The 18,835-nt window shown below is 69.3% G+C and carries 25 protein-coding genes; 14 read left to right on the top strand and 11 right to left on the bottom strand.

What is annotated here, in order from left to right; translation table 11 throughout:
• Positions 1-28 precede the first annotated feature (28 nt).
• Positions 29-577 (top strand): ferritin, encoded by a 549-nt coding sequence (locus G6N58_RS08965; protein ID WP_115278962.1) that lies wholly within the window; start codon positions 29-31, stop codon positions 575-577.
• A gap of 9 nt (positions 578-586) precedes the next feature.
• Here the strand turns inward: G6N58_RS08965 and G6N58_RS08960 are convergent, their stop codons facing one another.
• From G6N58_RS08960 to G6N58_RS08950, 3 genes are read right to left on the bottom strand one after another with little or no spacing between them, the layout of a single operon-like run.
• Positions 587-1,432 carry a glycerophosphodiester phosphodiesterase gene (locus G6N58_RS08960; RefSeq protein ID WP_407664176.1) on the bottom strand — a complete coding sequence of 282 codons (846 nt, stop codon included), beginning with the start codon at positions 1,430-1,432 and terminating at the stop codon, positions 587-589.
• On the bottom strand, positions 1,422-2,459 hold the full coding sequence (locus tag G6N58_RS08955) for a DUF4328 domain-containing protein (protein WP_163908031.1): 1,038 nt from the start codon (positions 2,457-2,459) through the stop codon (positions 1,422-1,424). Before G6N58_RS08955 ends, G6N58_RS08960 begins: the two co-directional genes overlap by 11 nt.
• Before the next feature lie 43 nt (positions 2,460-2,502).
• Entirely contained in the window at positions 2,503-2,841 is a 339-nt protein-coding gene (locus G6N58_RS08950; RefSeq protein ID WP_115278963.1) for a rhodanese-like domain-containing protein, read from the bottom strand.
• 410 nt (positions 2,842-3,251) lie between these two features.
• Between G6N58_RS08950 and G6N58_RS30460 the strand changes: the two genes are divergently transcribed.
• Positions 3,252-3,410 carry a hypothetical protein gene (locus tag G6N58_RS30460; protein ID WP_170314333.1) on the top strand — a complete coding sequence of 53 codons (159 nt, stop codon included), beginning with the start codon at positions 3,252-3,254 and terminating at the stop codon, positions 3,408-3,410.
• On the opposite strand, the gene G6N58_RS08945 is transcribed toward G6N58_RS30460, so the two are convergent.
• Positions 3,361-3,720, bottom strand: coding sequence for a S24/S26 family peptidase (locus G6N58_RS08945; protein WP_308213284.1), 360 nt, complete (start codon positions 3,718-3,720; stop codon positions 3,361-3,363). The genes G6N58_RS30460 and G6N58_RS08945 overlap by 50 nt on opposite strands.
• Positions 3,721-3,771: 51 nt before the next feature.
• On the opposite strand from G6N58_RS08945, the gene sodN reads away from it, so the two are divergent.
• From sodN to G6N58_RS08930, 3 genes are all read left to right on the top strand, one after another.
• Entirely contained in the window at positions 3,772-4,194 is a 423-nt protein-coding gene (gene sodN, locus G6N58_RS08940; RefSeq protein WP_068914414.1) for a superoxide dismutase, Ni, read from the top strand.
• Positions 4,195-4,379: 185 nt separating this feature from the next.
• The gene (locus tag G6N58_RS08935) at positions 4,380-4,913 is read left to right on the top strand and encodes a peptidase (protein ID WP_068914413.1); all 534 of its coding nucleotides are present in this window, start codon (positions 4,380-4,382) and stop codon (positions 4,911-4,913) included.
• Between the two features lie 603 nt (positions 4,914-5,516).
• Positions 5,517-5,915, top strand: coding sequence for a helix-turn-helix transcriptional regulator (locus G6N58_RS08930; protein WP_068914412.1), 399 nt, complete (start codon positions 5,517-5,519; stop codon positions 5,913-5,915).
• 10 nt (positions 5,916-5,925) lie between these two features.
• Here the strand turns inward: G6N58_RS08930 and G6N58_RS08925 are convergent, their stop codons facing one another.
• Genes G6N58_RS08925 through G6N58_RS30765 form a run of 3 tightly spaced genes read right to left on the bottom strand, consistent with a single transcriptional unit; the run spans position 5,926 to position 8,633 of the window.
• Positions 5,926-7,017 (bottom strand): hypothetical protein, encoded by a 1,092-nt coding sequence (locus tag G6N58_RS08925; RefSeq protein WP_115278964.1) that lies wholly within the window; start codon positions 7,015-7,017, stop codon positions 5,926-5,928.
• Positions 7,014-7,505: an ImmA/IrrE family metallo-endopeptidase gene (locus G6N58_RS08920; RefSeq protein WP_115278965.1), complete on the bottom strand. Its 492-nt coding sequence runs from the start codon at positions 7,503-7,505 to the stop codon at positions 7,014-7,016. Before G6N58_RS08920 ends, G6N58_RS08925 begins: the two co-directional genes overlap by 4 nt.
• An 18-nt stretch (positions 7,506-7,523) precedes the next feature.
• Entirely contained in the window at positions 7,524-8,633 is a 1,110-nt protein-coding gene (locus G6N58_RS30765) for a hypothetical protein (protein WP_232067792.1), read from the bottom strand.
• Positions 8,634-8,802: 169 nt separating this feature from the next.
• Between G6N58_RS30765 and G6N58_RS08905 the strand changes: the two genes are divergently transcribed.
• From G6N58_RS08905 to rraA, 6 genes are all read left to right on the top strand, one after another.
• Complete coding sequence (locus G6N58_RS08905; protein ID WP_115278968.1) at positions 8,803-9,459, top strand: DUF6474 family protein; 657 nt, start codon at positions 8,803-8,805, stop codon at positions 9,457-9,459.
• Positions 9,460-9,472: 13 nt separating this feature from the next.
• On the top strand, positions 9,473-9,964 hold the full coding sequence (locus G6N58_RS08900) for a hypothetical protein (RefSeq protein ID WP_115278969.1): 492 nt from the start codon (positions 9,473-9,475) through the stop codon (positions 9,962-9,964).
• A 40-nt stretch (positions 9,965-10,004) separates the two neighbouring features.
• Entirely contained in the window at positions 10,005-10,577 is a 573-nt protein-coding gene (locus G6N58_RS08895) for a copper resistance CopC family protein (RefSeq protein WP_115278970.1), read from the top strand.
• On the top strand, positions 10,574-11,497 hold the full coding sequence (locus G6N58_RS08890) for a CopD family protein (protein WP_232067791.1): 924 nt from the start codon (positions 10,574-10,576) through the stop codon (positions 11,495-11,497). Before G6N58_RS08895 ends, G6N58_RS08890 begins: the two co-directional genes overlap by 4 nt.
• 98 nt (positions 11,498-11,595) lie before the next feature.
• Positions 11,596-12,030, top strand: coding sequence for an Rv3852 family protein (locus tag G6N58_RS08885; protein WP_115278972.1), 435 nt, complete (start codon positions 11,596-11,598; stop codon positions 12,028-12,030).
• A 9-nt stretch (positions 12,031-12,039) separates the two neighbouring features.
• Entirely contained in the window at positions 12,040-12,519 is a 480-nt protein-coding gene (rraA, locus tag G6N58_RS08880; protein ID WP_115278973.1) for a ribonuclease E activity regulator RraA, read from the top strand.
• Positions 12,520-12,575: 56 nt separating this feature from the next.
• Here rraA and G6N58_RS08875 read toward each other — a convergent pair whose 3' ends face one another.
• Positions 12,576-14,048, bottom strand: a complete 1,473-nt coding sequence (locus G6N58_RS08875; protein ID WP_068914402.1) for a flavin-containing monooxygenase — start codon at positions 14,046-14,048, stop codon at positions 12,576-12,578.
• Positions 14,049-14,095: 47 nt separating this feature from the next.
• Here G6N58_RS08875 and G6N58_RS08870 point away from each other — a divergent pair, with 47 nt between their 5' ends.
• Entirely contained in the window at positions 14,096-14,755 is a 660-nt protein-coding gene (locus tag G6N58_RS08870) for a TetR/AcrR family transcriptional regulator (protein WP_163908027.1), read from the top strand.
• Between the two features lie 24 nt (positions 14,756-14,779).
• Positions 14,780-15,982, top strand: coding sequence for a DNA polymerase IV (gene dinB, locus G6N58_RS08865; RefSeq protein ID WP_115278975.1), 1,203 nt, complete (start codon positions 14,780-14,782; stop codon positions 15,980-15,982).
• Here the strand turns inward: dinB and G6N58_RS08860 are convergent.
• The gene (locus G6N58_RS08860) at positions 15,969-16,973 is read right to left on the bottom strand and encodes a PHP domain-containing protein (RefSeq protein ID WP_115278976.1); all 1,005 of its coding nucleotides are present in this window, start codon (positions 16,971-16,973) and stop codon (positions 15,969-15,971) included. The genes dinB and G6N58_RS08860 overlap by 14 nt on opposite strands.
• Before the next feature lie 19 nt (positions 16,974-16,992).
• A complete protein-coding gene (locus G6N58_RS08855) occupies positions 16,993-17,562 on the bottom strand; it encodes a TIGR03086 family metal-binding protein (protein ID WP_115278977.1) in 570 nt (189 codons plus the stop codon).
• Between the two features lie 71 nt (positions 17,563-17,633).
• Here G6N58_RS08855 and G6N58_RS08850 point away from each other — a divergent pair, with 71 nt between their 5' ends.
• Positions 17,634-18,464: an LLM class F420-dependent oxidoreductase gene (locus tag G6N58_RS08850; protein WP_115281627.1), complete on the top strand. Its 831-nt coding sequence runs from the start codon at positions 17,634-17,636 to the stop codon at positions 18,462-18,464.
• Between the two features lie 62 nt (positions 18,465-18,526).
• On the opposite strand, the gene G6N58_RS30455 is transcribed toward G6N58_RS08850, so the two are convergent.
• Positions 18,527-18,667, bottom strand: a complete 141-nt coding sequence (locus G6N58_RS30455; RefSeq protein WP_115278978.1) for a hypothetical protein — start codon at positions 18,665-18,667, stop codon at positions 18,527-18,529.
• Positions 18,668-18,835: the final 168 nt, after the last annotated feature.

Genomic DNA, 18,835 nt, shown 5'->3' with positions numbered 1-18,835 from the left:
TGCTCTGACCTGCACTATCGTCAACGTCATGACTTCACCTGACGCGCAGCACACCAAATTCCTCGGGCTGCTCACCGATCAGATCCGCAACGAGTTCACCGCCTCGCAGCAATACATTGCGGTGGCGGTCTACTTCGACGACGCCGACCTGCCGCAGTTGGCCAAGCACTTCTACCGCCAGGCCGTCGAGGAGCGCAACCACGCCATGATGCTGGTGCGCTACCTGGTCGATCGCGACATCCACGCCGAGATCCCCGGCATCGACGCGGTGCGCAACGATTTCGCCACGCCGCGCGCCGCCATCGAGATGGCCCTGGCGCAGGAGCGCACCGTCACCGAGCAGATCACCAACCTCGCGGCCGCCGCCCGCGACGAGGGCGACTACCTGGGCGAACAGTTCATGCAGTGGTTCCTCAAGGAGCAGGTGGAAGAAGTGGCGTCGATGACCACACTGCTGCGTATCGCCGAGCGGGCCGGCGACAACCTGTTCCACCTCGAGGACTTCGTGGCCCGGGAGATGCCCGCAGCAGACGGCGCCGATGCCACCGCGCCGGCCGCCGCGGGCGGAGCGCTCTGAGCTGTCGGGTCAGTTGTCCCGACCCGCCCCGGTCAGCCCGTCCTGGAGCCAGGTCTTGGTGCGGCCGGGGTGGTTCGTCGCGATCCACGCCACCCCGACATCGCGGCAGAACCCCACGTCCTCGTAGTGGTCGACGGTCCAGCAGTACAGCGCGCGGCCCTGGGCGGCCGCCCGGTCCACCAGCTCCGGGTGCTCACGCAGTGTGGTGATCGACGGCCCTACCGCCGTGGCGCCCACCGTCGTCGCCGCGCTGCCGCCGAGGTAGCGCGACGTCTCCCCGAGCAGCACCGTCGGTAGCAGCGGCGCCGCCCGGCGGATCCGCCACACCGCGGCGGCCGAGAACGACATCACCACTGCTCGGGACCGGTCGGCCGAGGCCGGTGCGGCGATGCCGTAGCGGTGCAGCAGGGCCAGGACCTTGCTCTCGACCAGAGCGCCGTAGCGCACCGGGTGCTTGGTCTCGATGAACAGCTTCACCGGGCGGTTCCAGTCCAGCACCAGCGACACCAGATCATCGAGGGTCAGCAACCCGGTGTTCGCGTGGGCGCCGTTGCTGTGCCAGGAGCCGAAATCCAGTTCTCGCAGCTGGGCCAGTGTCATCTCACTGACCAGGCCGGTGCCGTTCGACGTGCGGTCGATCCGCCGGTCGTGCACACAGACCAGATGGCCGTCCTGGGTGAGCCGTACATCGCACTCCACGCCGTCGGCGCCTTCCTGCAGCGCGAGCTCATAGGCGGCGAGAGTGTGTTCGGGCCGATCGGCGGAGGCACCGCGGTGGGCCACCACAAACGGGTGCCCACCGACGTCCCCGCCGTCGTGCACCTCATCGGCCGACCTCATACCGCTATGCTGCAGGCTCCTGGCCGGTTGACTCAACCGCAGGCTCTTTTTCCCGGCCGCGGCCCTGGTCAGGACCCTGCGTGTCGGCGGCGACGATCACCCAGCGGTGCGCGGGACGCTCCACCGGCTTGCGCTCGAATCCGAAGTACACGCGCATCAGCGCGGCCACGGTGGCGGCGCTCAACAGGTAGGCCACCGTGGCGGTCACGGTGTTGTCCGCGATCCCCTGCGCATCACTGGTGAAGCTGGTGGCGATCGCGAACACCGACACGGCGGTGCACAACAGCCACAGCACCCACCACACCAGGATCGGCTTCCGCAGCCGGGGATAGGCCTCCTCGGCCGTCGCGGTCTCGATCACGAACACCGGTGCCCAGACCAGATTGACCACCGGGATCAGGGTGCCGAGCCACAAGGCCCGCCGCGACCGCGGATCGTCGTGGCCGCGGTGGGCATACACCGCGGCGCGGCGGCGGATCAGCCATCCGGCCATCACCACCGCAGTGCCGATCACGGCGAAGAGCACCGCGACGCTGAGCAGCACCCCCAGCCACACCGCGGTCCAGGCCACGAACGGCGGCAGCAGCGTGGTCCGGTTGATGACGAGCAGGAGATAGCGGACGGCGTGCAGCACCGCGGCGGCCATCATGATGCCGATCGCGGTGTAGAGGGTCAGCCGTACCGCACGCGCCGACGGTCCGGTGCGCGTCGGCTCCGCCGGTGGGGGCAGTTGCGCGACCGGGTCGAACAGGCCCCACCGGGGGATCACGTCGTAGCGGGGCGTAGGTCCGAGCCGTCTGCGTTGTCGTGGCGCCGACGGCGCTGCACCGGGGCGCACGGCGATCCAGCGGTAGCCCGGCGGCAGCCGGTGCGCCTGGTTCGGCGCCTCTGCGGGCCGGTGCCATCCCGTCTGCTGCGGCCCCGGCGCGGGTTGGGCCATGGCGGACGGCGGAAGCAACGAACCCTGGCATCGCGGGCACCACTGACGCTGCTTGTCACGCACGTTCCAGCGGGTGCCGCACACGGAACACACCTGGATCACCGGACCAGCCTAACTGCGCGCGGCGAGTGTCCGGGGGTGAGGATCAGACGGTGCCCGGCCCGCCGTCGTCGGTGACCACGGGACGGCCGGCGCCCGCCCAGGCGAGCATGCCGCCGCTGACGTTGACCGGTTCGTAGCCCTGGCGCTGCAGGTACTGGGCGACACGCTGCGATCGGCCGCCGGCATGACAGATGACGTAGAGCGACTTGTCCGCGTCGATCTCGTGGATGCGCGCCGGCACGTCTCCGAGTGGGATGTGCTGGGCGCCGGGCGCGTGGCCGCGCTGCCACTCGTCGTCTTCGCGAACGTCGAGCAGGATCGCGTCCGCGCTGAAGTCGGCGGGAAGCCCTGGGACGTCTGCCTGGGGAACCGAGTCGTCCATGACGCCATCCTGTCACGCACCGGGCGGGCCCAGCCATCCCCCAGCCACCCCCGGAGCAGCGGAGCACACGCAGCAATCGCCGCTATCCACAGTTTCCACAGCTCTGTCCACAGGCCGTATCGATTGCCCAGCACGCTGTCCACCGCATACAGCCACTCCACAGCGCCCGGCTGTGGATAACCCCGCTCAGCGTCCAGCCATGATCAACAAGCTCCGGCAACTTCCGAGCCCGACCGGGCGCCGACTGCGCGGTAACCGGGCGCTCGAGAGCGTTTTCGCACCACGCGCAGCTGGCGTTATGCTCTGAATTTCCTGGTGGCCCGTTGGCGGTTTATGATCGCCGTCACAGGGCTATTCGTGTGATTCATCTCACGTGGGGCGGTATCGATAGTGCAGGTCAGGTGTCTGTGATGGCAACGCAACCGATGGGGTCGCAGTCCGCGGGTCAGCCGCCGCACTGGTATGCGTCGTCGCCCACGTTCAATCGCTCCTATCTGTTGGCGGCCCTGCGTGCCGGCGTCATCGCATTGATCCTGCTCGGCGTCCTGGTCCTGGTCGTCCTGACCTGACCGTCCACACCACCACGTAGGAACCGGCCACCGGCACCGGTCCGAACTGCCGGGAATCGACCACCCCCGCGGCGTCGGCGTTGTCCGACACCGCGTCGAAGGCACCTCCTCCGTGCACCGCCCCGACGCGCTTGATCAACCAGCGCGACGGCAGCCCGGGATCCGGAAAAACCCGCACCTGACCGGACCGCACCACCCCGCACCGCACGGCCAGCACCCCGTCGCCCGGCGCCAGCGCCGGCAGCATCGACTGCTCGACGACGAGGAACCGCCGGACCGGCCAACGCCGCTGCGGTTTCGCCCCGGTCACGACCCGGCAGTCGAGGTTTTGGCGCCGCAACGCCGGGGGTAGGTTGAGACCATGCTGCATCGACTTTTCACCAACGCCACTCCCGCCCATGCCCATTGCGACCTGTACTGCGGTGTCTACGACCCCGCGCAGGCCAAGATCGAGGCGCTGTCCTGCCTCAAGACCATCCAGAAGTACCACGACTCCGACGACGAGCACTTCAAGGCGCGCGCCGTCATCATCAAGGAGCGTCAGGCCGAAGAGGTCAAGCATCACCTGATGGTGTTGTGGGCCGACTTCTTCACCAAGGACCACTTCGAGCAGTTCCCCAACCTGCACACGCTGTTCTGGGAGGGCGTCCACGGCGCGGGCGACGTCAAGAAGTCGCTCGACGCCGCGGTCGCCGAGAAACTGCTGGCCACCATCGACGAGATCTCCGACATCTTCTGGCAGACCGACAAGGGCAAGCAGATGGGTGTCTATCCCCCTGCCTGATCTCTTGTGAACAGTTCACCCACTGGGGCGTCGCGCACTGCGCGGCGCCCCGTTGTTCATCAGATGGTCGTTCCGCGTTAGCACTCGTGTCCTCTTGCCTGCCAAGGGGTCTGTGGCTCATCCTGTCCGATACCGACCCGCCGTCGTGTCGCGCGTTCCGTCCGAGCCGAAGTTGCGGAGGGCACATGAGTTCAGGGTCCGGGCGAGCCATCGAACTCGCCCCCTTCCATTCCGGCGGTGCGCTCAAAGGTTTTGTGGTGTCGGGTCGCTGGCCGGATTCCACGAAGGAGTGGGCGCAACTGCTGATGGTGGCTGTTCGGGTGGCCTCATGGCCCGGCCTGCTGTCCACCACAACGATTTTCGGTGTCCGCGAGGAGCTTCCCGAGGCGCCTGCCCCGGGCACCGTCGGGCTGGTGCTCGCCGAGGGCACCGTAGTCGGTGACTCCGCGATCTCGCCCGGCCACTTCGCTGACCAGTTTCCCCCCGCCCTGCTGATGCTGCACCCGCCCTCGGAGACCACGCCGACGCTGCCCGAGTGCAATGGGGCCGCTTCCGGCTGTGTCCTGCTGCCGGGGCTGCCGCACCTGGGCCTTGAGCACCGCGCCGCCTGGGTGGAAGCCGAGTACGACGGTACGGTCACGTCCATGGTCAGCCGGGTGGGCGTCGACCCGATCAGCCATCCCGACACCGCCATCCTGGCGATGCTGCTCGCCGCCTGAGACCTTCGCTGCGTCCGGCCGACGACGCTGTGGCAATCATCACAGCTCGACGTGCAGCGACCCCCCACACCCACTCTGGCTATCCTCATGCCGCGTCACCTCAACTGCCTTGCGCCCCAACCTGACACGTGTCGAGTCAATGGTGCCGGCAGGGCACTGAGGTGACGGAATCCGGAGTGGTTACGGAAGATCATTACCGCCGGTAAACGACACGGGAGAGCCCCAGAGCGAACCCCGTGGTGTCAAGATGGTTCGGATCCCGTAGTGACATCGCGCGGTAGCAAATCTGAATTCAGCTCAGCTCACGCTCAGGAATCGTTGCCCGGTAACGCGGACGAATCGGCTGCCACCCCCCGATGGCAGCGTTTACGCGGTACGCGAACGAACCCGGCTATTTTCGGGCCAGACACTTCTGTCCTGCGCTTCAAATCACCATTGACGCCCTGATCAGGGCTCCGGAGCGGGTTCTACCGGGCGAACCTGTGAATACGGGCGTTAATTTGTCAGGCGTTTGCACTTGGTACTTGTCACAACTCTCGCTACGATGATCAGCAAATACGGCCACGGATATAACGCGATGTCCACCTGTGGAGGTCCCAAGAAATGAGCACGACGTTCGCTGCGCGATTGAATCGCCTGTTCGACACGGTGTACCCGCCGGGTCGCGGACCGCATACGTCGGCGGAAGTCATCGGCGCACTCAAGGCGGAGGGCGTCACCATGTCTGCGCCCTACCTGTCTCAGTTGCGCTCCGGCAACCGCACCAACCCATCCGCCGCAACGATGACGGCCCTTGCCAACTTTTTCCGCATCAAGCCGGCGTACTTCACCGACGACGAGTACTACGAGAAGCTCGACAAAGAGCTGACGTGGCTGGCGAACATGCGCGACGAGGGCGTGCGGCGGATTGCCGCCCGCACCGTCGGGTTGTCGCCGGAGGCGCAGCAAGATCTGGTCCTCAAGGCGGAGGAATTGCGCCGCAAAGAGCACCTGGACGATTAGTCCGCGACTCTCAGACGCGCACTGACGCGTCCCGCAGGACATCGCGGTACTGCCGCGCGATCTCGATGATCCATTCCCGGTCCGAGTAGTTGTCGGGCTGCCGCAGCGTGTCCAGACCGGGAAATGCCCGGGGCCCCTGGTGGATCCAGCGGGCGATGGCTCGGGCCTGCTCCGGCGCTGTGCCGTCCTGTGCTTCGGCGCGGTCACCGCGCGGGTGGTCGCGGTCGGACTGCTGCACGGACGTCGCCTCGAGGAACAGGGCGTCGGAGATCAGGGACAGCTGCTCGGCCACCCGGAACACCAGGGGGCCGCGCGGCCGCTCCCCGATGCCGATGTCCGGTTGCCGTCGTTCCAACTCGGCCAGCAGCGGTTCGATCAGGCGCAGTTCACGCCGGGCGGCGACCCAGTCCTCGACGGTGGGCAACAGCGACCCGGCCGCGACCACCACCATGGCGGTGGTCAACAGGGTCACCGCGGTACCGATGCCGACCAGATGCGTGGTGCCGACCGCCTGAATGGTGAAGAAGGCGCTGGCAGCGAGGATCAGCACGATGCCGACGGTGAACACGAACAGGGCGCGGCCCCGCCGACTGCGGCTGGAATTGCGCAGTCCGGCCCAGGAGACCAGCGTCAGCGCCAACATCACATAGAGCAGGGGCGGCAGCCAGGAGGTCGACACGCGGGGCGTGGCAAGGGTGCGGGTGAGGTACTCCTGCGGCGACATCTCCGGCCGCTGGCCGCCGGCGAAGAACAGCACCAGCGTGACCATCGCGATCACCGCAGCCACGCCGTACTGGATCAGCGCGATGCGCCGAACCGTCGTCGGTCTGCGGGTGGACGCGGCGGTGGTGATCATGACGCAGCTGCCCGCCGCGCACCCGATCAGCGCCACCTGACTCAACGCCATCGAGATGTTGGGCCAGTGCAGCACCGTGTCCAGGAACAGCGTCAGGGGCGGCCAGTTCAGCGCAGCCACCGCGGCCAGGCTGCCCAGGGCGATGATCATCGCGGTGCTCACCAGGGATTGCTTGTTCACCAGAGCCCAGCCGATGCGCACTCCCGTCGCCAGGCTGAGCAGCCCGGCGATCACCCAGACGGTCAACCAAATGCCTCTCCGAGCCGCACCTGGACGATCGAGGACCGGTCCGACGGCATCCGGCCCAGCCGGTAGATCAGCAGCGCGGCGAAGTCCTCGGCCTCCTGTTCGGCGTCGGCGCCGCTGGGGCCCATACAGCCCGTGCGCTGGTTGAGCATGTACCCGATGAGGTCCTCGCCGGCCAGTTCGGTGGCTTGGCGCGCCGCTTCGACCACCGGGATGCCCTCGTGTCCGAGCACCAGGTGTCCGAGCTCGTGGGCGAGGGTGCGCTGCCAGGTCGGCAGCCCGTGCTGGATCAGGAACACGTCGCGGTCGACGTACTGGCGCCACTGTCCGCACACACCTGCGGGCAGGTCGGCGAGCTGGATCTCGATGGGGCGGCCGCGGTCCGCGCTCACCGCGCTGACCAGGCGCGCCAGTGACACCTCACCGCGCCGCGGCGCCAACTCGAGCACGTCGTTGACCGCTTTGGTCACGTGTCGTCCCGCAGGCATGTCCCCCCTCCCACGTCCTCACTCCAGGAAGCGCACCGTCCCCGCAGCGCGGATGATGTGGCCTGCCTTCGCCTGGCGATATCCGACCAATCCCCCGATCGCCGTCAGGGCAACTATGCCCGCTACGCCGGGAAGTGCAATACCTGCGATATCGGCGAGTTTCGCCGAGCGAAGGTACTGCGGGTAACCGGCGCGGTAGCTGTCGGGCATGAGGTTGCGCACCGGGCCGGCACCGGGTGGCGGTGCGGCGGGACGTGCGGGCTGGGGCGCAGCCTGCTGGGCGGGCCGGGGTGCCACCGGTTCGGCCGCGGGCGGCGGCGGCGCCGCGGGGCGGGCGGGGGCGGCCACTGCCGGAACGGGAACGACGATCACCGGCGGCGCGATCGGCGCCAGCGCCGGTGCACCGGCCGCCCCGGCCAGGCCCCCGAGCCCGCTGCCGAGGACTTCCGGGCCGGCACCGGGGTCGCCGATGTCCGGCAGCGACGGCTGTGGGCCGCGTGGCACGTCGGGGAACCCGTCGTAGCCGTCATGGCCGCCGCCACCGGCCGGCGGATTGTCCGGCCCCGGGCCCTGGGGCGGGCCCGGGCTGCCGAGCGGCGGACCACCACCGGGGCCTTCTCCGGGTTCTTCGCCAGGTTCCCCGCCCGGGTCCTCCCCGCAATTCTGTTCCGGTTCTGCGGGTTCGTGGTCTTCGCGCGGACCCTCGTGCCCGTGCCCTTCCCCGTGATCGGGTCCGTGGCCGTGCCCCGGCCAACCGTGGCCGTCGGGGCGATCCGGTCGTTCGGGCTTGTCCGGTCGGTCCGATCGGTCCGGTCGGTCCGGTCGATCCGGCTTGTCCGGACGATCAGGCCGATCGGGTCGGTCCGGCTTGTCCGGACGATCAGGCTTGTCCGGCCGGTCGGGGCGGTCAGGCCGATCGGGTCGGTCCGGTTTGCCGGGTCGGTCGGGGCGGCCCGGCTTGTTCCCATCGCCACGGGAGTCCGAGGAACTGCCGTGTCCACCGGGCTGCGCCTGGGCCGACGGCGCCAGACCACCGGCGGCGCCGCCGAGCAGCAATCCACTGGCCAGCGCAGCGCTGATCGCGGCTGCACGCACTCGCGACCCGTCCACGTTCATCCCGATCGTCACGCCTGCGCCTGTTGGCGGCGCTCGCCACCCCCGGCGTTCGCTTCGAACTCTGGCCCATTCTCGCATATCCGCAGGTCGGAAAACCCGGCCTCGGAGTAGGCGATAGGGTTTACCCGGACTCGCGGACATCGGCCGCGACATGCGACGACAGCACCGGGAGGCGACAGGTATGGGCCTGTTCACCAAGCGAAAGAGCCGTGCCACGCGAAAGGCCGAGGCCAAGGCCATCAAGGCCAAGGCGAAGCTCGAAGCCAAGCTCGACGCCAAGAACGAGAAGCGCCGGATCAAGTCGGCCATGCGGTCCGAGACCCGGTCGCTCAAGGCGCAGCTGCGGGCGCAGCGGGACAGCGACCGCAACGCCCTGCGCGTGGCGGAAGCCGAGCTGAAGGCGGCGCGCGAGGGCAAGCTGCTCTCACCGGCCCGCATCCGGCGCACACTGACCGTCACCCGGCTGCTGGCACCGATCCTGGTGCCCGTCGTCTACCGGGCCGCGACCTCGGCGCGGGGTCTGCTCGACGAACGCCGCGCCGACCGGCTCGGGGTGCCGTTGGCCCAACTCGGCCAGTTCTCCGGAGATGGCGCGCAGCTCTCGGCCCGCATCGCCGGTGCCGAGCGGTCGCTGCGCACCGTCGCCGAGAAGAAGCCCAAGGACGCCGAGACCAAGCAGTTCGTCTCCGCGATCAGCGACCGGCTGACCGACCTGGCCGCCGCGGTCACCGCCGCCGAATCCATGCCCACGGCTCGCAGGCGGGCGGCACACGCAGCCATCGCCGAGCAGCTCGACGGCATCGACGCCGACCTGATGGCGCGCCTGGGCGTGCTCTGACCCACCTGCTGCTGTGTCCGGTTTCCGTGCTGTCACCGCCGCCGCGTTCACCGCGGCGCTCGCGGTCGCCGGACATGCGCTGGCCGGTGGCGGCTGGCCCACCGGCGCGGCCGCCGCACTGCTGACCGCCGTCGCCGTCACCACCGGGCTGGTGGCCGATGGCCGCACGCGACTCTCCCTGGTCGGCATCCTGGCCGTCGGGCAGATGGGAGCGCACCTGGCGTTGGCCGCCGCCGGACACGTGCACCAGACGCCGAGTGCTTCGTGGCAGCTGATGCTCGCCGCACACACCGCCGCGGTGCTCGTCGGCGCGGCCCTGATGACCGTGGCGCAGAGGTCGGCCGAGGTGCTCTCCAGGGTGGTCCGCCGGTGCGCGGCGGCGCCGCAGGTGCCGGCCCACCCACCACGGGTCCCGCGCATCCCCAGGAATCCGCAACCGCGGCAACATGTTCGGTTACTCGCAGCGTCGCTGTCGCATCGGGGTCCACCCGCGGGCGTGTACTGACCCCGCCTTCGAACCCACCGACCAGAAAGTCCGCATCACCATGACAACCGCATCGCGGTCACTCCTGCGCGCATCGAGTGCCGCCGTCACCGCAGTCCTGCTGGCGGGTGCGCTCGCCTTCCTCTGCGCCCCCGCCGCGTCCGCCCACGCCGCGCTGGTCTCCTCCGACCCGGCCGCGGACACCGCGGTGCCCACGCCTCCGCCACGGGTCACCGCCACCTTCAACGAAGACATGCAGCCCGCTTTCGCCGCCATGACCGTGGTCGGCCCCGACGGCGCCCAGTGGGGTGACGGCGAGGTCACCGTCACCGGCGCCGACCTCGGCATCGCGGTGCGGGCCGGGGGCCCGGCCGGCGTGTACACCGTGAATTACCGAGCCACGTCTGCCGACGGCCACGTGGTCTCCGGTTCGTGGTCGTTCACCGCCACCGAGGCCGCGCCGCAAGCGGCAGCGCCGGCCTCCACCCCGGCCGCCTCGACGCCCACCCCGGCGGCCGTCGAGGGACCGGTTCCCGCACCGCAGGAAGACGGCGCCCCGGTGTGGCCGTACGCCGTGGGGGTCACCCTGGTGGTCGCCGGTGGTGCGCTGTGGGCGGTCCGGCGCCGGTCGTGACCGTCGTCCGTCCCGCCGCGGCGCTCACCGCGCTGGTGGCGGTGGTCGTGGCGGTGGCCTGGCTGCTGGCCCAGCCGCTGCTGTCGCCGTCGGCGGCAGCGGTCCGTGCGGTTGCGGACGTCGCAGCGGTCGCGGTCCTGGGCCTGGCCGCGGTGCATCTGCTCGACGGGCACCGGTTCCGCGACGAGTTGATGGACCGCGCATCGACACCGCTGGTCGCCGCCGCAGCGCTGTGGCTGGTGGCCGAGCTGGTGCGATTGCTGCTCGGCGCGGCCGAGGCGTCCGACGTCGGCATCGGCCGGCTCAGCGCGCACACCGCCTGGGAATTCGTCACCCTGACCGCGGCGGGGCGCTCGGGCGTGCTCAGCCTGCTGGCGGCCACCGCCATCGCCGCCACCGCGATGTTGATGCGGCCTTCGCAGGCGGTTCGCCTGGCCGCGGCCGGTGCCGCAGCCACCGGGTTGACCGCGCGTGCGGTGACGGGGCACCTGGCCGAGGGCACTCTCAGCGCCACGGCCGTGGTGGTGCACGCGCTGGCCGCGGCGGTGTGGTGCGGGGTGCTGGCAGCGCTGGCGCTGACGGTGCGCTCCCGCGGCCAGTGGGCGCGGGTGCTGCCGCGGTACTCCCGGCTGTCGCTGGTCTGCGTGGCGGTCCTGGTGCTGGGGGGCACCGCGAGCGCGGTGCTGCGGCTGTCGGAGCCGGCCGCCCTGTTCACCACCGGGTACGGCCGGATCCTGCTGGCCAAGCTCCTGGCCACCGCGGTGCTGGTGGCACTGGCGGCGCGCTACCGCAGCAGCTGGGTGGCCGCGGCGGCCGCGCATCGGGTCACGGCGGCGCAGTCGCGCCGCAGGTCGGTGGTCGAGCTGACCGTCATGGTGGTGGCCCTGACCTTGGCCGCCGCTCTGACCGTGACCGGCTGAGCCGCGGTGGGTACAGCCCCACCTGGCATGATGGGGCACTTGCGGTCGACGATCGTGGTGATGCGGCCGGCAAGCAGATGACGTGAAGGAGCAGTGCGATGGCAGACCCGCAGGAGCCGCCCGAGAAGCGCCCCGACGCTGCTCCGGAGCCCCCTGCCCAGCCGGCGCCTCCGGCGAAGAAGGCTGTTGCCAAGAAAACTCCGGCCAAGAAGACCCCGGCGAAAAAAGCAGCCCCGGTCAAGAAAGCGGTCGCGAAGAGGGCTCCGGCCAAGAAAGCCCCGGCCAAGAAGGCTGCCGCGCCAGAAGCCGTTCCGCCGCAGGCACCGCCGCCGGTCGAGTCGGTGGTCGTGGGTGCCAAAGAGGCTGCGGCACAGGCCAAGTCGACGGTGGAGAAGGCCTCCGACAGCGTGGCCGCGCCGGTGGTGGTCCCCGTGGAGCGGGGACGCTCGCCACTGCCGATCGCGGTGGCCGTGCTGGTGAGCCTGCTGGCGGTGCTGGTGGTGCGCCAGCTGCGCCGCAACACCCCCGGCTAGCATGCACCGGTGACTGTGACTCCCAAGGCCACCGCTGACCTGGTCGACGAGATCGGCGCCGACGTGCGCAGCTGCGACCTGCAGCTGCGCCAGTTCGGCGGTCGCGACATCTTCGCGGGGCCGGTGGTGACGGTGCGGTGCTTCCAGGACAACGCGCTGCTGAAGTCCATCCTCTCCGAGCCCGGTGGTGGCGCGGTGCTGGTGATCGACGGCGACGCCTCGGTGCACACCGCTCTGGTGGGCGACCTGATCGCCGAGCTGGGCCGTTCCAACGGGTGGGCCGGGCTGATCGTCAATGGCGCCGTCCGGGATGCCGCCACCCTGCGCACCCTCGACATCGGTATCAAGGCGCTGGGCACCAATCCGCGCAAGAGCACCAAGACCGGGGCCGGCGAGCGTGATGTACCCGTCAGCTTCGGCGGGGTGACCTTCCATCCCGGCGATATCGCCTTCAGCGACGACGACGGGATCGTCCTGGTCGCGCCCTAGGCCGGTCGACGACCCCGAGGCACGAGGGGGAGAGAGGGCCGGCCGAGTTCAGCGGGCTACGAAGCCCCCACCGGCGCACGGTGCTTGGTGAAGTGCAGTGCCGGATCATCGACCCGGCCCTGCCGGATCACCCGTAGGTCCACCAGGTAGTTCTGCTTGAGCCGCCACGGAGCATCCGAGCCGGACTTCGGCAGCCGGTCGATGGCCCGCAGGATGTAACCCGAGGACAGGTCCACGAACGGGCGGCGCTCCACCTGCTCGCCCGGCTCCTCGGGGACCACGGTGTCGTAGCCGTGGGTGTCCATGTAGTTCAGCAGCTTTGCCACGTACTCGGAGGTGAGGTCGGCTTTCAGCGTCCACGAGGCATTGGTGTAGCCGAAGGTGAACACCATGTTCGGCACACCGGAGAGCATCATGCCCTTGAACGCCACCGACGTCGACAGGTCCATCGGCACGCCATTGCGCAGCACCTCGGCACCGCCGAAGAAGCGAATGTTCAAACCTGTTGCCGTGACGATGATGTCGGCGTCCAGATGCTCACCCGAGGTGAGTTGGATGCCTTTCTCGGTGAACCGTTCGATGGTGTCGGTGACGACGTCGGCGTTGCCCTTGCGAATGGTCTTGAACAGATCGCCGTTGGGCGCCAGGCACAGTCGCTGGTCCCACGGCTTGTAGGCGGGCCCGAAGTGCTTCTCGACGTCGAAGCCCTCAGGCAGCCGACGCGCCGCCATGGTCAGCAGGGTCTTGCGCATGTATTTCGGAAAGCGTTGCGACAGTTGGTACTGCGACGTGCTGAAGATGATCGCCTTCCATCGGTTGATGACGTGGGCGACCTTGGCCGGCAAGTACTTGTTGGCCTTCTCGGCCACCGGGTCGACGTCGGGCAGGGCGCCGATGTAGGTCGGGGTGCGCTGCAGCATCGTCACGTGTCCGGCCCCCGAATTGACCAGTGCCGGAATGAGCGTCACCGCGGTGGCGCCACTGCCGATCACCACCACCCTCTTACCCGCATAGTCCAGATCCTCGGGCCAGTGCTGCGGGTGCACGATGGTGCCCGCGAAGTCTTCGGCGCCCGGGAACTGCGGTGAGTAGCCCTCGTCGTAGTTGTAGTAGCCGCTGCAGGCCAGCAGGAATCCGCACGACATCGTGGTGCGCTGCCCGTTGGCCTCGACCGTCAGGTTCCAGCGGTTCTCGGTATCGGACCAGTCGGCGGCCACCACCTTGTGGTTGAAGCGCATGTGCCGGTCGATGCCGTTCTCGGTGGCCGCCTCTTTCAGGTAGGCCAGGATCGACGGGCCGTCGGCGATCGACTTGGCCGAGGTCCACGGCTTGAACCGGAACCCCAGGGTGAACATGTCGGAGTCCGACCGGATGCCCGGGTACTTGAACAGGTCCCACGTGCCGCCCATGTCGGCACGTGCCTCCAGAATGGTGAAACTCTTGCCGGGGCAGCGCTGCTGCAGGTGCCACGCGGCGCTGATTCCGGAGATTCCCGCCCCGACGATGACGACATCGACAAATTCACTCATATGTCAAACGGTATCAACGCTGTGTCGAAGCAGTCAACACCCTGTTGATGATTTCGACACCCTGTAAAGTCTGTCCGGTGACCACTGCCAGCAAGCCACGCGGCCGGCGCTCCTCCCGGCCCTCCGCCGAGGACCGGGAACAGGCCATCCTCGCGACCGCCGCCCAGCTGCTGGCCGAGAAGTCCTACGCCGAGATCTCCGTTGATGACCTGGCCCGCGGCGCCGGTCTCTCGCGACCCACCTTCTACTTCTACTTCCCGTCCAAGGAAGCGGTGCTGCTGACACTGCTGGACCCGATGATCCAGCGCGCCGACACCGGATTCCCGGCGATGAAGACCCTGCCCACCGAACCGCGCCGGGCCCTGCGCGCCGGCATCGGGACCTTCTTCGACGCCTTCGCCTCCGACCCGGTGCTCGGCAAGGCCTCCGCCGAGGCCATCGGTACCGGCCCCGAATTGCGCGCGCTGTGGTCGAGGTTCATGGATCGCTGGATCGGTCAGACCGCCGAGCTGATCGAGGCCGAGCGTGCCCGCGGCGCCGCCCCGGTGACCATCCCCGCACGCGACCTGGCAACCGCGCTCAACGAGATGAACGAGCGGACCATGGTGGCCGCGCTGGCCGACGAGGACCTGGCCGTGTCCCGGGACCGCCTGATCGACACCCTCACCCACATCTGGCTGAACAGCATCTACGGCCAGGTGCCCTGATCTGTCGGCCCCGAATGCGAACATGTGTTCGTGTCCGGTGACGCCACCATCCTGCATGCCGATCTGGACTCGTTCTATGCGTCGGTGGAGCAGCGCGACGATCCCACGCTGCGCGGGCGGCCGGTGATTGTCGGCGGCGGCGTGGTGCTGGCCGCCAGTTACGAGGCCAAGGCGTACGGCGTGAAGACGGCGATGGGCGGGCGCCAGGCCCTGCAGCTGTGCCCGCAGGCCGTGGTGGTGCCCCCGCGGATGTCGGCGTACTCCGATGCCAGCGCCGCGGTGTTCGAGGTGTTCCGGGACACCACACCCCTGGTGGAGCCGGTCTCGGTGGACGAGGCGTTCCTCGATGTCGGCGGGCTGCGCCGTACCGCCGGCGACCCGGTGCGGATCGGCGCCCGGTTGCGCTCCCGGGTGCGCGACGAGGTGGGGCTGCCCATCACGGTGGGCATCGCACGCACCAAGTTCCTGGCCAAGGTCGCCAGCCAGGAAGCCAAACCGGACGGGCTGCTCCTGGTACCGCCCGGCCGCGAACTGCAGTTCCTGCATCCCCTGCCGGTACGCCGGCTGTGGGGCGTGGGCGCCAAGACCGAGGAGAAGCTGCGGGCCCACGGCATCCACACGGTGGCGCAGGTCGCCGAACTCGGCGAGTCCACGCTGGCGGCCATGGTGGGCGGCGGCATGGGGCACCAACTGTTCTGCCTGTCGCACAACATCGACCGGCGCCGCGTGGTCACCGGGGTGCGGCGGCGTTCGGTAGGCGCCCAGCGTGCGCTGGGCCGCCGCGGGAACACCATGTCCGACAGCGAGATCGACGCCGTGGTGGTCAACCTCGTGGACCGCATCACCCGACGCATGCGCACCGCGGACCGGACCGGGCGCACCGTCACCCTGCGGCTGCGGTTCGACGACTTCGGCCGCGCCACCCGTTCACACACCCTGCCCAGGGCCACCGGCAGCACCGAGGCCATCCTGGCCGCCGCCCGTGAGCTGGTGGCCGGTGCGGCTCCGCTGATCCGCCAGCGTGGGCTCACCCTGGTCGGCTTCGCGGTGTCCAACATCGACACCGAGGGGGCGCAGCAGCTCGAGCTCAACTTCGACAGCGCACCGGATCTGCTCGCGGTGGACTCGGCTGTGGACCGGGTACGGCAGAAGTTCGGCAACTCCTCGTTGACCCGCGGCGTGCTGGTCGGCCGCGACCCGGGGCTGGAGATGCCTACCCTGCCGTGAACGCCAGCAGCTTCTCCACCGGCCAGGTGTTGATGATGCGCTCGGCAGGCACCTCGTTGTCCACCGCCCGCTGGGCGCCGTAGCCCAGGAAGTCCAACTGCCCCGGCGCGTGCGCATCGGTGTCGATGGAGAAGTGGCAGCCGATCTCCAGGGCGAGTTTCAGCAGTCGGGTCGGCGGGTCCCGCCGTTCCGGGCGCGAATTGATCTCCACGGCCGTGCCGTGGTCGCGGCAGGCGGTGAACACCGTCTCGGCGTCGAACTGCGATTCGGCGCGCGTGCCCCGTCCCCCGGTCACCAGCCGCCCTGTGCAGTGCCCCAGCACGTCGGCGTAGCCCTCGGACACCGCCCGCACCATCCGGCGGGTCATGGCCGCGGCGTCCATCTTGAGCTTGGAGTGCACGCTGGCCACCACGATGTCGAGGCGCTCGAGCAGCTCGGGCTCCTGGTCCAGCGACCCATCGTCGAGGATGTCGACCTCGATCCCGGTCAGGATCCGCAGGGGCGCGAACCTCTCCCGCAGTTCGTCGATGACGTCGAGTTGGTGGCGCAGCCGCTCCGGGGACAGACCGTTGGCCACCGTCAACCGTGGTGAATGGTCGGTCAGCGCGCAGTACTCATGTCCCAGCCGCACCGCGGTGGCCATCATCTCGTCGATCGGCGCCGACCCATCCGACCAGTTGGAGTGCACATGCAGATCCCCCCGCAGCGCCGACCGTATCTCGCCGCCGCCCAGATCACCTGCCGCCGAACGCAATTGCGCCAAGGTGTCCGGCTCGCGGCCGGCCCAGGCCTGGGCTATCACCGTCGCGGTCTTGGGCCCGATCCCCGGCAGGGTCTGCCAGCTGTTGGCCTTGCCGTGTTTCTGGCGCTGGGCTTCGGTCAGGTTCTCGAATATGTCGGCGGCGTTGCGGTAGGCCATCACCCGCCGCGACTCCTCGCGGGCCCGGTCTTTGTAGAACGCGATCTCCCGCAGCGCCGTCACAGGGTCCATGGCTCCAGTCTGCCCCGGGTCAGGGACACCACCGCGGATCGCGACCGCTGCGGCCGACGATCCGGTCCAGCACCGGCGCCGCTGCGTCGACGGCCACCGCGGGCCCGAACAGACCCTCGGTGCCCGCGGTGTCGAAAGCCGCGAGGTGCTGCAGGCACGCCCGTGCGGTGGCGTCGTCCACGTCGTAGTGGCGGCCGATGCTGCGGGCCACGTCCCAGCCGTGGATCACCACCTCCGCCAGCGCCACGGACCCGGCCACGTCCCCCGGTAGGTCCACCCCACCGGCCCGCGTCATCCCTTCCCACGCGGACGGGTCCTGCCACGCCCGCGCCAGGTCCGCGAGATGCTCGGGGTAGGCGTGGCGCCAGTCGGGTGTCAGCTGAGCGGGCTGGTCATCCGGGGACGTGTCGGTCAGCGGCCCCAGATCTTTACGCGCGGCCGCCGCGAAGGCCACCGCCAGCATTCCGACATGGGCCACCAGGTCGCCCACGGTCATCTCCGGGCACGGTGTGGGCCCGTCGAGGTGGTGGTCTGCGACATCGGCCAGCACGTCGGCGGTGCGGCGGCAGGCGTGCGTGAGATCGATCATGTGAGTACCGACCCCGCCGGCCCGGTTATCTCATCGCGCACTGCCAGAAAAGAGGACTAGCGTCGGTGGACGTGCGATTCGCCTTCAAGACCTCCCCACAGAACACCACCTGGGCCGAGATGCTGTCGGTCTGGCAGGCCGCCGACGGTATCGACGTCTTCGAGTCCGGGTGGACCTTCGACCACTTCTATCCGATCTTCTCCGACTCCACCGGCCCCTGCCTCGAGGGGTGGGTGACGCTGACCGCCCTGGCCCAGGCCACCGAGCGGCTGCGGGTCGGGGTGCTGGTGACCGGCATCCACTACCGGCATCCGGCGGTGCTGGCCAACATGGCCTCGGCCCTGGACATCGTCTCCGGCGGCCGCTTGGACCTCGGGATCGGGGCCGGCTGGAACGAGGAGGAATCGGGTGCCTACGGCATCGAACTGGGCTCCATCAAGGAACGCTTCGACCGCTTCGAAGAGGCGTGCGAGGTGATCACCAGCCTGCTGAGCAACGAGACCACCGATTTCGCCGGCACCTTCTATCAGCTGCGCAACGCCCGCAACGAGCCCAAGGGCCCGCAGCAGCCGCATCCGCCGATCTGCATCGGCGGCAACGGCGAGAAGCGCACGCTGAAGATCACCGCCAAGTACGCCCAGCACTGGAACTTCGTCGGCGGGACACCCGCGGAGTTCGCCCGTAAACGCGAGGTGCTGGCGTCACACTGTGCTGACATCGGTCGCGACCCCGCGGAGATCATGCTCTCGGCCCACGTGCGCCTCGGCGAGGACCGGGACTATCAGCGGGTGGTCGACGAGGCTGCCGCCCTGGGCGCCGAGGGCCTGGACCTGGCGATCATCTATCTGCCGCAGCACGACCCGGCCATCCTGGAGCCGCTCGCCGAGGCCCTCCGCGGATAACAATCCGATAACAACGAGCAAAGAAGGGCTGGCCGCCGCTCACGAACGGCGCGCGCTCGGGGTCAGACGCCGTAGCGCAGCAGTTCGTCGGCGGTGACCAGGCGCTCCCGCTTGGCGGGGAATTCTCGGCTCTTCACGGGATGGCGGAACAATGACCAGGCGATTCGCCCCACCCGCGACCGGGTTATCGGGTTGACGTGCATCGCTATCACTCCTGCGATCGGGAATAGCTGAACCGGGGCTCATGCTACCGCAGGCCCCTCCGCCAGAACATCAGATCACGCGAATATGGCAAACACTGACAGGCGCGCCGACAGATTCATCTGATGTTTCTGCCGGTGCGCCTGTGACCTGTGTGGCGAACGCTGTGC

The organism is Mycolicibacterium tokaiense (genome assembly GCF_010725885.1).
Classification (GTDB): Bacteria; Actinomycetota; Actinomycetes; order Mycobacteriales; family Mycobacteriaceae; genus Mycobacterium; species Mycobacterium tokaiense.
This window is presented reverse-complemented; position numbering and strand designations above follow the sequence as displayed.